This window comes from Streptomyces sp. NPDC049813 (assembly GCF_044465085.1).
Classification (GTDB): Bacteria; Actinomycetota; Actinomycetes; order Streptomycetales; family Streptomycetaceae; genus Streptomyces.
On the sequence record NZ_JBITLI010000001.1, the window covers coordinates 832710 to 844477 of the forward strand.

13 protein-coding genes are annotated in these 11768 nt (G+C 72.4%); 7 read left to right on the forward strand and 6 right to left on the reverse strand.

Features of this window, described 5'->3' with window-relative positions:
- Positions 1-17 precede the first annotated feature (17 nt).
- Positions 18-692, reverse strand: a complete 675-nt coding sequence (gene thpR, locus ACIBW6_RS03665; RefSeq protein ID WP_399056160.1) for an RNA 2',3'-cyclic phosphodiesterase — start codon at positions 690-692, stop codon at positions 18-20.
- Between the two features lie 82 nt (positions 693-774).
- Positions 775-1155, reverse strand: coding sequence for an STAS domain-containing protein (locus ACIBW6_RS03670; protein ID WP_399056162.1), 381 nt, complete (start codon positions 1153-1155; stop codon positions 775-777).
- Between the two features lie 324 nt (positions 1156-1479).
- Here ACIBW6_RS03670 and ACIBW6_RS03675 point away from each other — a divergent pair, with 324 nt between their 5' ends.
- From ACIBW6_RS03675 to ACIBW6_RS03690, 4 genes are all read left to right on the forward strand, one after another.
- Positions 1480-2598 (forward strand): hypothetical protein, encoded by a 1119-nt coding sequence (locus ACIBW6_RS03675; RefSeq protein ID WP_399056164.1) that lies wholly within the window; start codon positions 1480-1482, stop codon positions 2596-2598.
- Between the two features lie 221 nt (positions 2599-2819).
- The gene (locus tag ACIBW6_RS03680) at positions 2820-3692 is read left to right on the forward strand and encodes an alpha/beta hydrolase (protein WP_399056167.1); all 873 of its coding nucleotides are present in this window, start codon (positions 2820-2822) and stop codon (positions 3690-3692) included.
- A gap of 196 nt (positions 3693-3888) precedes the next feature.
- A complete protein-coding gene (locus ACIBW6_RS03685) occupies positions 3889-4353 on the forward strand; it encodes a nuclear transport factor 2 family protein (RefSeq protein ID WP_399056169.1) in 465 nt (154 codons plus the stop codon).
- On the forward strand, positions 4350-5792 hold the full coding sequence (locus tag ACIBW6_RS03690; protein ID WP_399056172.1) for an MFS transporter: 1443 nt from the start codon (positions 4350-4352) through the stop codon (positions 5790-5792). Before ACIBW6_RS03685 ends, ACIBW6_RS03690 begins: the two co-directional genes overlap by 4 nt.
- Positions 5793-5849: 57 nt before the next feature.
- On the opposite strand, the gene ACIBW6_RS03695 is transcribed toward ACIBW6_RS03690, so the two are convergent.
- Entirely contained in the window at positions 5850-6755 is a 906-nt protein-coding gene (locus tag ACIBW6_RS03695; RefSeq protein ID WP_399056174.1) for a LysR family transcriptional regulator, read from the reverse strand.
- Between the two features lie 156 nt (positions 6756-6911).
- A complete protein-coding gene (locus tag ACIBW6_RS03700; RefSeq protein WP_399056176.1) occupies positions 6912-7577 on the reverse strand; it encodes a hypothetical protein in 666 nt (221 codons plus the stop codon).
- A 256-nt stretch (positions 7578-7833) separates the two neighbouring features.
- Between ACIBW6_RS03700 and ACIBW6_RS03705 the strand changes: the two genes are divergently transcribed.
- Both ACIBW6_RS03705 and ACIBW6_RS03710 read left to right on the forward strand, forming a co-directional pair.
- Positions 7834-8502 (forward strand): hypothetical protein, encoded by a 669-nt coding sequence (locus ACIBW6_RS03705; RefSeq protein WP_399056178.1) that lies wholly within the window; start codon positions 7834-7836, stop codon positions 8500-8502.
- A 124-nt stretch (positions 8503-8626) separates the two neighbouring features.
- Complete coding sequence (locus ACIBW6_RS03710) at positions 8627-9427, forward strand: SDR family NAD(P)-dependent oxidoreductase (RefSeq protein ID WP_399056180.1); 801 nt, start codon at positions 8627-8629, stop codon at positions 9425-9427.
- Between the two features lie 51 nt (positions 9428-9478).
- Here the strand turns inward: ACIBW6_RS03710 and ACIBW6_RS03715 are convergent, their stop codons facing one another.
- Both ACIBW6_RS03715 and ACIBW6_RS03720 read right to left on the reverse strand, forming a co-directional pair.
- The gene (locus ACIBW6_RS03715) at positions 9479-10075 is read right to left on the reverse strand and encodes a TetR/AcrR family transcriptional regulator (protein ID WP_399056182.1); all 597 of its coding nucleotides are present in this window, start codon (positions 10073-10075) and stop codon (positions 9479-9481) included.
- Between the two features lie 158 nt (positions 10076-10233).
- Positions 10234-11124, reverse strand: a complete 891-nt coding sequence (locus ACIBW6_RS03720) for an MBL fold metallo-hydrolase (RefSeq protein ID WP_399056185.1) — start codon at positions 11122-11124, stop codon at positions 10234-10236.
- A 129-nt stretch (positions 11125-11253) separates the two neighbouring features.
- On the opposite strand from ACIBW6_RS03720, the gene ACIBW6_RS03725 reads away from it, so the two are divergent.
- A complete protein-coding gene (locus tag ACIBW6_RS03725) occupies positions 11254-11682 on the forward strand; it encodes a MarR family winged helix-turn-helix transcriptional regulator (protein ID WP_399056188.1) in 429 nt (142 codons plus the stop codon).
- Positions 11683-11768: the final 86 nt, after the last annotated feature.

The following is an 11768-nucleotide window of genomic DNA, read 5'->3' on the forward strand; positions in this document are numbered from 1 at the left end:
GCCTGCCGGCGGCGGCCTCAATGCTGTGGCGGCGGCGCGACGGCAGGCCGCCCCGGCCCGCCGTCCACGCGGTGGTTGGCGCGCGGTCCGGTGAAGGGCCAGGTGGCCACGGAGCGGTAGCGGATCGGCCCCGGCCCGCGTCCGAAGTTGCTCGCCACCAGGTGGAGGCCGTCCGGCTGCCAGTCGCGCCCGGTGAAACCGGCGAGGCCCGCGGCGACGTCGACCACGGAGCCCGGATCGTCGCGGCGGGCCCGGGCGAGCGTCAGATGAGGCCGCAGGGCCCGGTCCTCGAACGGCACCCCCTGCTCGCGCACGGCCGCCCGTACGTCCGCGCCCAGCCGGTGCAGCCCCGCCAGGTCACCGGCGACCCCGCTCCACAGCACCCGCTCGTCGAAGTGCCCGCCACCCCGCAGGGCGAGCGTGAGCGGGGGCCGGCCCGCGGCGAGCGCGGCCAGCGGCGGACTCAGCAGCGGCACGGTCGCGGCGGGCAGCTCGCCGAGGAAGAGCAAGGTGATGTGCCAGTCCTCGATCCGGTTCCACCGCATCCGCGGGAAGGCGTCGTACGCGGGCCGGAGCGCCCGGGACAGTTCGTCCTTGGCGTCGTCGGGCGGGGCCAGGGCGACGAAGACCCGGACGGTGTCGGCGGGGCGGGGCCCGGAGTCCGCTGCGGCGGAGGCGTTGCTGGGTGGCACGGGATACTTCGTACCGCACTCGGACGTCCCTTGGCGAGGGAGGCCCCCCGTCGGGGCCGGCCCCGGGGGAGGAGCGGGCGGATCACAAGGGTTCGTCGTGGAGCAGGGTGCGGACCGCGGCCTCAAGTGTCAGGGCCGGGTGGTATAGGTCCAGGAGGCCCGCGACGCGCAGGACTTTGCGGATGATGGGGCGGGGGCAGACCACCGCCAGGCGCCCGTCGCGTTCGTGGACGCGCTGTCGGATGTGGTTCAGCACCCGCAGTCCGGAGGCGTCGAAGAAGGTGGCGGAACCGAGGTCCACCACGACGCGGGGTGCGGATCCCTGGATGGCTGCGGCTAGGCGCGGCGTGATCTGCAGGGCGGCGGCGATGTCGATGTCGCCGTGCAGGGAGAGGATCGTGCAGCCGTGGCTCCGGTGGACATGGAGGCGGCCGACGGATACGAGAGCGGTCTCGGAAGGCATGGCGACACCACCGTGGCATCGGGGGTGCCCGCTTCGGTCGCGAAACGGGCGGACGGCAAAAAGGCCGCACCACCGGGGACTTGGGCGATGCCGTGCGGCGACACTACGTCCGTCCGGATCATCCCGGTACAGATAAACGATTCTGCGGCTCCGACGTTCCTCCGTTGGGTGGATTGTCCCAAGGAGCGGTGGACAACGGGCCGCCGACCCGAACCGCCCCTCCGCGCGGCTCCTCCGCGACGCCCCACCGGCCCCATTCACCCCCTCTTCTCCAGAACGGACCGTTTCATGGACAGGGTCCGGGTATGCCCCGAGACTGTGCGCATGTTTCAACAGGGAGCGGACCGCAATCCGTACGCGCACGTGCTCGCCGCCGATCTCACGCGGACCGCGGCGGCACTCCAGCAGCAGTTTCCCGGGCTGACCATCGAGAGCCGGCTCGGGGCGGCGGACGACCTCTTCTGGACCACACACATACGGCACGGGGCCCTGCCGCTGTCGGTCGTCGACCTCCTCACCACCCTGCTCGGGTTCCTCGGCGCCGAGCAACGCGCGGGCATCACCGTGCAGTTCCTGAGCGACGGCATCATCGCCGACGGTCTGCCCGGTGCCGGGCGGAGCAAAGGCGTACGGCTCATGATCGGCGGCAAGGTGCCGCTGTCCACGAGCGACAAGCTCAACCGGCCGTTCTCCCTCAACCAGGTCTACCGGCTCGGCGCGACAGGGCTCGAGCTGTACCTGGAGTCCGTCGTCGCGCCGCAGCACGGGCGGCAGTACACCCAGCTGCTGCTCACGCACGCGCAGGACATCGGCGTCACCAGATTCGCACTGCTCGCCTCCATGATCGGCGGAAGCCAGGAGGGCGTCTTCGCCTGGGCCAGGTACGGGTTCGTCCCCGAGCCGGACTCGTGGGATGCCATGCGGCGCTCGGGCCTCGCGGTGCTGGCCGGCGACCCGGAGGACCTGCGCGCCCACAACGCGGAGCTGCGGGACATCCTGCTCGACCCCTCGCCGAAGGCGCTGCGGCGGCTCGTCCACCGTTCCTGGGAGTGGCAGGGCGCCACGGTCCACCTCCTGAACCGGGTGCTCGTCGCCGAGCTGAACTGGAAGGGCGAGCTGGACCTCTCCGACCAGGCAGGGTGCCGCTGGCTCCACACCTATGCGCGGCTGCCCAGGGCGGCGGACGCCCTGGACCAGTTCACCGCGCTGCTGCCGACCCCGTCCCCACACCTCGCCCCGCCCGCGGAACTCCCGGCGCAACCGGACACCGCCGCCGACTCCGAGGAGGACGCCAACCCCTTCGGACTCGACGAGGACCAAGAAGTCTCCCTCCTGATCGAGAACGTCCGGACCGGTGACGCCACCCTGGCGGAGATCGAGGCGGAGTACGGGGAGAAGCGGCCGGAGGTCGTGACGAAGGTACGTGCGGGTCTGGACAAGTAAGGAAGCGAGGACGCGAGGCGTGCGCTGGGGCGTCGGCGCCGGCGTGGGGGAGTGGGGCGCGGGGGAGGGGGCGCGCACCACTCCTTAGCGTCGCTCAACATGGCTTTACGGATCGGGCGTTGATCGCTCCGATCCTCGCCTGGAAGCGTGGCGACCCGTTGGTTCCTCTCCGCCTCAGTCGTCCTCTTCCCAGGAGTCCTGTCGTGCCCACACTTGAGCAAGTGACCTTTGCCGGAAGCGCGGGAAAGCTCGTCGGCCACCTCTTCCTGCCCGACGCCCGTGCGACCGGTCCGGTGGCGGGTGTCGTGGTCGCCGGTACCTGGACCTCCGTGAAGGAGCAGATGGCCGACCGGTACGCCGAGGAGCTGGCCCAGCGCGGTTTCGCCGCCCTGGCCTTCGACTTCACCGGATACGGCGAGTCCGAGGGCCTGCCGCGCGACTACGAGTCCCCGCAGCTGAAGACCCGTGACCTGCGCGGGGCGGTCGACTTCCTCACGGCCCATCCCTCGGTGGCGGAGCGGGAGGTGGGGCTGCTGGGGGTGTGCGCCGGAGCGATGTACGTGAGCGCGGCGGCCGCCGAGGACCCCCGGGTGCGCTCCCTCGCCCTGGTGGCACCTTGGCTGCACGACCGCCGTATCTGCGAGGAGAACTACGGTGGCCCGGACGGCGTCGCGGCGAAGATGGCCGCAGCGGACGCGGCCCGGCGCCGGTACGAGGAGACCGGGGAGGTCGCCTACGTGCCCGTCGTCAGCGGCAGCGACCCGGACGCCGCGATGCCCTTCGACATCGACTTCTACCTCGATCCCGAGCGCGGCGGAATCCCCGGCTGGCCCAATCGGTACGCCGTCATGGCCTGGTCCGCATGGCTGGACCTCGACGCCATCGCCCTCGCTCCCCAGGTGACGGCCCCCACCCTGCTGGTGCACAGCGAGGACGCGGCGATCCCGGACGGCGCCCGCCGCTTCCACGCCGCGCTGGCCGGGCCGGGTGAATTCCTGTGGACCGACGGGGTCCAGTTCGACTTCTACGACCAGGCGCGACAGGTGGGCCTCGCGGCCGACGCGGCGTCCGAACACTTCGCCCGCACGCTCTGAACGCCCCCGCGACCCGGCCTGGTACTCCACCAGGACACGTACGCCACCAAGACACCTACGGCGCGAAGACTCGCGCGGTACCGACAGAAAGCTCCTAGCCATGTCCCAGCAGTCCCCGGTACACGACCCGCTCGACCCTGCGCACACTTCCCATGGTTCACCGAAGACGGCCGTGGCGGCCGGGAAGGTGCGACCTGTGGAAACGCCTGAGTCCGTCGTCACCAAACATCTGGTCGCCGAAGTGTGCACCCGGATGGCCGTGCACGCGGACCGCCGGGAGTGGGAGCTGCTGGGCGGCCTGTTCGCCGACAAGGTACTGCTCGACTACACGAGCCTCGCCGGGGGCGAGCCGGTCGAGCTGTCCCCGCGGCAGATCGTCGACGCCTGGTCCACGACGCTCGGCGGTTACGACGCCACCCAGCACCTGATCACCAACCAGCTCGTGGACCTCGACGGGGACCGTGCCGTCTGCACGGCCGCCTTCCAGGCCACGCACCGTCTCGCCACTCCGGCCGGCGCACCGTTGTGGACCCTCGGTGGTTCCTACCGCTGGGAGCTGACCCGGACCGGTGGACGGTGGCTCATCGACACCGTCGTCATGACCGCGCTCTGGGGCGACGGCAACCAGGAGCTGGCCGGGCGGGCGGCCGACCGCTCGTGACCACCGCCCGTTCCGTGTCGTCCGCCGTCGCGCCGCCGGGACCGGTGCGGGGCGGACCGCGTCTGGTACTGCTGGCCGCGCTGCTGGGCTTCTTCCTGATCTCCCTGGACGCCCTGATCGTCACGGTCGCGCTCCCCGACATCGGCCGCGGTCTCGGCGGCGGGATGTCCGGCCTGCAATGGGTGGTGGACGGCTACACACTGATGTTCGCCGCGCTGATGCTCTCGGCGGGAGCGCTCTGCGACCGGATCGGCGCGCGCCGCGCGTTCGGCGGCGGGCTGGTGCTCTTCGCGCTGGCCTCGATGGCGTGCGGATCGGCGCCCGGGCTCGCCGTACTGGTGGCGGCACGCCTGGTGCAGGGCGCCGCGGCCGCCGTGATGATGCCGGCGTCGCTGGCGCTGGTCCGGCAGAACTACCCCGACCGGGCCGAACGGGCGCGGGCGATCGCGGTCTGGACCGTCGGCGGCGCCGTCGCGGTCGCGGCCGGTCCCGTGGTGGGCGGCGCCCTCACCGCCTCGGCGGGCTGGCGGTGGATCTTCTTCGTCAACCTGCCGGCCGCCCTGCTTGCCCTGGCCCTGCTCGCCCGCGTCCCGCGCTCGCCGCGGCTGCCGGCCCGGCTGGACGGGACCGGTCAGGTGACGGCCGTGCTGGCCCTGGGCGGGCTGACGTACGGCGTGATCGAGGGCGGCGCGGAGGGCTTCGGCCGGCCGATGGTCCTGGGGTCGCTGCTCGTGGCTGTGGCGGCGGCCGTCACGTTCCTCTTCGCGCAGGCCAGGGGGGACCGCCCGATGCTCCCGCTGCTCCTGTTCCGTACGCGGGTGGTGGCGGTGTCCCTGGTCGTCGGCTTCATGCTCAACGCCGCCTACTACGGCGGGGTGTTCGTCTTCAGCCTGTATCTGCAGCAGGAGCGGGGGCAGTCGGCGTTGCAGGCGGGCGTGCTGTTCATTCCGATGACGGCTCTGGTCGCCGTGGTGAACCTGGCCTCGGCACGGCTGGCGGCCAGGTTCGGGCCGCGGGTGCCGCTGATCGCGGGTCAACTAGTGGGGGTAGTCGGGCTGTTGACGCTGCTCACGGTCGGCGGCGGGACGGACGTACGGGTGGTGGCGGTGCTGATGGTCCCGGTGGGCCTCGGTGGCGCGTTGGCGGTGCCGGCGCTGACCGCGATGCTGCTGGACGTCGTACCGGCGGACCGGGCGGGGACGGCCGGCGCCGTCCTCAACACCGCGCGGCAGGTGGGCGGGGCCATCGCGGTGGCCGTGTACGGGGCGCTGCTGGCGGGCGCCGGCACGTTCCTGGCCGGGATGCGCTGGAGCGTGCTGGTTGCGGCGGCCGGGCTGCTGGCGACGGCGGCGGCGACGCTGACGCTGCCCCGGCCCGGCGGCCGGACCCAGGACGGCGGGGCCCCGGGCGGTCCGGCCGCGCAGGCCGATGCGGCGTGACGGCGGCGGTGGTCGCGCCGGGCGGGCCGGCGCGTGCCGCGCTTCGCGAGCACGGGCTCACGCGCTCGTCCCGGCCGACCGGGGAGCGACGTCGGCGATCGTGCGGATGAGGGCCTGCACCCCGGGCGGCACGTCCGCCGCGCGCCACATCAACGCGTACTCGACGGGCGGCGCGTCGCTGAAGGGGACGTACGCGATGTCCTCGCGGTGGTGGTACTGCGCTGCCCGCAGCGCGGCCACCGTAGCGCCCCGGCCCGCGCCCACCAGGGACAGCGCCCCTTCCCAGTCGGACGCCGCCGGCCCCTGCGGGATCGGCCGGCCTTCAGGTGTGAGCCGCGGAAAGTGTGCCGCACGCCAGGCGGGGGACACGTGCGCGACCGTGACCAGGGGAATAAGGGCGAGGTCCTCCAGCGTCACGGTCTCCCGCCCGGCGAGTGGGTGTGCGGCGGGGACCAGGAGGGCGCGCCGTTCGCTGAACAGGACCGGGCCCACCGCGACGCCGGGCTCGTCGACGGCTGGTTCCGCGATGATGAGGTCGGCCTCGTGGTTCAGCAACCGCGTCACCATGGCGTGGTAGGTGGCGTTCTGCAGTTCCACCCGGGCTCTCGGGTACCGGTCCGCGAACGTGTCCGCGGCCCGCACGAGCAGGTTCCCGCACCAGGGCGCGGTGAAGCCGGCCCGTACGACGCCGCTGATCTCCTCGAACGCCGCCTGCGCGTCCGCCACGGCCTGTTGGATCCGCCGGTACGCGGGCGAGAGGTCGTCGCGGAGTTGCCGGCCGACCGGTGAGAGGATGACCCGGCGGCTGCTGCGTTCGAACAACAAGCCTCCTACCCGCCGCTCCACCGCCTTGATCGTCTGGCTGACGCGACCGGGCGACACATGGAGACGCTTCGCGGTCCGCGCGAAGTGCAACTCCTCGGCCAGCGTCAGAAACGTCTCGATCTCATGCCGCTCCAGCATGCTCCCCCTCCGCCCCCAGGGCCGCAGCCCGCGCGTCGACGCGGCCTCGGTTCTGGCCGTCGCCGTCCGCGCGGGCCCGACCCTAGGCGGCGTCCGGTACACCGGTCCAGCAGCGCCCGTCCCGCGGCCGGGTGGAGCATGTCGAGGACACATTCTTCAGGGTTGGGGGACCGGGGTACAGGCCTGGGTGCCGCGTGCCGCGCTGCGGTAGGCGGAGATCCCGAAGGCCAGCAACCAGTAGCTCAGGACGGCCCCCATCGAGGCGGTGGTGCCCCAGCCGTTCGCGGCGTAGAAATGCGCGGGGTCGTTGCCGAAGAACAGGGACGGTACGAAGGCCAGATTGACCCCCGCCAGCGCGAGCGCCGAACGGCCGGTCCAGGCCGGTAGCAGCCGCGTACGGGAGACGGTGTGGCCCAGCACGGCCAGGAAGAGGGCGAGCAGGAGGCGGCCGATCGATCCGTAGAGGATGTAGGTGCCGCTGACCGTCACGGTCGGATCGACCGGCTGGTCCGCCGCGATCACCGCGCCCGCTTCGAGGCCGCTGGAGACCAGGGTGACGGTCGCGTAGACGAGCCCGGCGGCGAAGGCCATTGTGCCGGCCCACTCGTACGCGGGGACGGCCCGCTTGACCAGTTCGCGGAAGGCGGTCGCGAACACCAGCAGACCGGCCAGCGCGACGACGCCGATCAGTAGTCTGGCCAGGACGTTCGCGTCCGGTGGCGGGCCGGAGTAGACGAAGTACAGCGGTACTTCGACGATGAGGGCGACGGCGGTGGCGATCCCGGCGAGGCCGGTCAGGCGCCGGGCGGTGGGCTCGTGCACGGTGTCCTCCTCTGGACGGTGGGGACGGCCGATCCGACCGCCCGTCCCCGATGACACGCATCCTGTCGCGCGGGAAGCCGCGGGTCGCTGGGGCAGGACACCCACTGACGGTGGTCCCGACACCACCGGGGGAACGTGCACCCAACCCCCCTCTCGTGCCGGCCGCCGATGCCACCATCGAGGCCACACCTGATCGTCCGTCGGCCGTCCGTCCCCGCGGATGCGGCGGCAGACGGAGACACCGAAGCGGAGGAACATGCACTCCGGACACCCGGTCGACGCGGCCACCGATGGCGACGTACGCGGGCGGCTGCGCCACGTGTACTGGTTGGGCGGCGGAAGCGGCGCAGGCAAGTCGACGACCGCCCGCCGGCTCGCCGAGCGCCACGGATGGCGGCTCTACGCGACCGACGACGCGATGCACGATCACGCGCGGCGGGCCACCCCTGAGGAAGCACCCCACCTGCACGCGTTCACGGCCATGGACATGGACGAACGGTGGGTGGAGCGGACACCCAAGGTCATGTACGAGACGTTCCACTGGTTCCGCGGGGAGGGCTTCGGGCTGATCGTCGAGGACCTGCTGCGTCTGCCGCCGGAGACGTGCGTCCTGGTAGAGGGCTTCCGACTGCTGCCCCACCTCGTGGCCCCCCTCCTCACGACCCCGCGACAGGCCGTCTGGCTGCTCCCCACCCCCGACTTCCGCGAGGCCGCGTTCCAAAGCCGCGCGACACCGGGGGAGGGCTTCCTGCACCGGACCAGCGACCCCGCCACGGCCGCACACAACTTGGCCGTACGCGACGCCCTCTTCACCCAGCACATCGAGCAGGAGACCGACCGCCTGCACCTCCCGGCGCTCCGTGTCGACGCCACCCTGACCGAGGACGCGCTGACGGAGCGGGTGAGCGACGTGTTCGGTCTGTGAGCCCGCGCAGGCGGCGACGGGGCGCGGTCGCATGGGCCAGAGACGTCTACAGCTGTATACTTGTTTTGGTGAGGTCGCGATCCACGGCCCCAGGACAAGAAGGTCCGAGAGAAGGACGAGGAACATGAATCTCAATCTGACCGGGAGGCGCGCGCTCGTCACGGGTTCCAATGCCGGGCTCGGCGAGGCCACCGTGAAGCTGCTGGCGGCCGAAGGGGCGTCGGTCGTGGTGCACGGGCGGGACGAGGACCGTACGGAGAAGGTCGTGCGCGAGATCCGCGAGGCGGGCGGGATCGCCACCGCGGTGCTCGGTGACCTGTCCGACGACACGGCCGCCGCCGATGTCGCCCGGGCCGCCACCGCCGACGGGCCGCTCGACATCCTCGTGAACAACGCGGGTTTCTACCGGCACCTCTCCTGGGCCGAGGCCACCCCCGACGAGTGGCGCGACACCTACAACGTCAACGTCGTCTCCGGCGTGCGCATGATCCAGCACCTGGTGCCCGCGATGCGCGAACGCGGCTGGGGCCGGGTCATCACCATCGGTGGCGGACTCGCCTCCCAGCCGATGAACACCCACCCGCAGTACAACGCCACCCTCGCCGCGCGGCACAATCTCGCGGTGTCGCTGGCGCGTGACCTCAAGGGCACCGGGGTCACCTCGAACGTGGTCTCGCCCGGCGCGATCCTCGTCGAGGCCACCAAGGAACTCGTCACCCAGATCGGACCGGCCCGCGGCTGGGGCGACACCTGGGAGGAGATCCGGCCCAACGCCGTCGACGCCCTCATCCCCAACGACCAGGAGCGGTTCGGCGAACCCGGGGAGATCGCGGGCGCGGTGGCCTACCTCTGCAGCGACTACGCGCAGTACGTCAGTGGCGCCACGATCCGCGTGGACGGCGGGCTCATCCGGTCCGCGTTCTGAGGGCGGGGCCATGACCGGGCCTTGCGCGCGCCGGCCCCGCTCCGCCCCCGGTCAGGCGGAGTCCGGCGCCGTCGGCTCCTCGCCTGTCACGGGTGCCAGCATGTCCGCAAGGAGGGCGGCCAGGGTCTCGTTGTCCACGGCGTGGAGCGCGGCGGTGCCCACGACCGTGCGCAGCAACCACGTCCCCGCGACGAGCGCCAGCCCGAGCTGGGCCCGGACCTCGGGTTCGGGCCCGTCCAGCAACCCCGCGAACCGGCCCCCGACGTGCGCCTCGATACCCCGGCGCAGGACGTCGACCGCGTCGGGGTCCGGCGCCGAGCGCAGCATCAGCAGGAACGGGTCGAGCTGCTCGGCGCCGGGCGCGGTCCGTTCGGCGAGGGTGGTCGCGATGGCGTCCGCAAGACCCTGGCGTTCGTCGCCGACCACCGTGGAGGGCGCGAAGGCCCGGTCGACGGCCTGCGCGAACAGGAGCTCCTTCGAGCCGAAGTAGCGGTTGATCATCATCGCGGTCACCCCCGCGCGTTCGGCGATCTGCCGGACCCCGGCCTTCGCGTATCCGTGTGCGGTGAACTCCACCACGGCAGCGGCGAGGATCGCCTCCCGGGTCGCGGCGCCGTCCCGCTTGCGGGCAGGCTGGGCAGCACTCATGCGCAGGAGCATACGTGGAGCTGCGCGGCGGGCCCGCGTGTGAGGGGTCCGGCGGGCCGGTGCGCGTCCGCCTCCGCCTGCACCGGCCTCGCGCCGAGGCCTGCACCGGCCTCGCGCCGACGGCCTCCGCGTGCGCCCGCCCCACGTGCTCCCACCGATCAGTCCTCCAGCGGTCGCCAGCCCGGGCCGGAACCATCGCGCCGCACCCGCCCGAAGACCACGTCGGCGAAGTGCGCGCCGAAACCGATGGTGTCCGGCTCCGCCAGCTCGGCGATGAGCCGTCGGCGGTGGTCGGCGGAGTGGACGGGGTCGTGGTCGACGACCGCGGACCATGCGGGGTGGTCGACCTGAAGAGGGGAGTGCAGCGCGTCGCCGAAGGCGATCAGCCGCTGCCCGCCCGCCGTGATGACGTACTCCGCGTGCCCGGCCGTGTGTCCGGCGCTGATCCGGACCCGTACGCCGGGGAACACCTCATCGCCGTCGCTCACCGTGCGTACGTACGGGGCGAGACCGGCGATCTCGTCGGCCATGCCCTGGGCCGCCAGCTGCTCTCGCTGGGCCCACTCGGGCCCGGAAACGAGGTGGTCGGCGTGGGCGAACGCGGGACGGTCGCTGCCCGGGGCGGTGCGCCAGGCCCAGCCGAGGTGGTCGGGGTGCAGATGCGTGATCGCCAGCAGTTCGATGTCCTGCGGGCGGCGGCCCAGGTCGGCGAGGTTGTCGAGGAGCGCGCCGCCGTGGATGACGCCGCGCGGAGTGCCCGGGTCGGGAGGCAGCGTCTGCGCGCCGAACCCCGCGTCGATCAGCAGGGCGCGCTCGCCCTTCTCCACGAGCAGGGCGCCGATGCTCGCCACGAGTTGACCCGTCTCGTCCAGGTACTCGGGGTGCCGGTTCCAGATCACGTCGGTGGACGCCGGGAGCCAGCCGCGCGGCGGCAGCCGGACGTCCCCGTCCGGAACGAAGGTCACCTTGGTGTCGCCCAGCCGTACCGAGCGCGGACGCCCGGGCCGCCGCAGCCGCTCGTCCTGGTCCACCACGGAGTACGTCGTCATGGCCGCTCTCCCCCATACGTGTCGGGTCGCCGCCGGGGCTCCGGCGGCGACCCCTCCACCGTAAGGTTCCAGCTAGAAATATTCAAGCTCTAATTATTAGTGCTTGATGGACTTGCTAGAGTGGCGCCCATGACGACATCTCCGGAGCCCCAGGCCGTAGCCGAGCGGGAGCTGTGCGGTCTGGTCAACGGACTCGCGCAGCAGATCGCCGATCACGTGCGCGCCCGGGCCGTCGCGCTCGGCCTCACCGCGGCCCAGGCCACCGCGCTGCGGGAGATGACCGGGCCGATGACGATGCGCGAACTCTCCGAGCGCATGAGCTGCGAGCCCTCCAACACCACGTTCATCGTCGACAAGTTGGAGAAGCGGGGGCTGGTCGAGCGCCGCGCGCATCCCACCGACCGCCGCGCCAAGCACCTCGTCCTCAACGCCGAGGGCACGGCCCTGCGCGAGCGGCTCCTCGACCTCCTCACTCAGGACTCGCCGCTGGCCGGCCTCTCGGCCGACCAGCAGCGCACCTTGCAGAGCCTGTTGGAGCAGGCCATCGTCCGGGCGTGAATCCGGTATCGCCGGCCGGCGTACTGACGCCGGCGTGATCGCGTTCCCCCCCCCCGTGACCCCGGGTCCGGCGTGGCCGGCGCCCG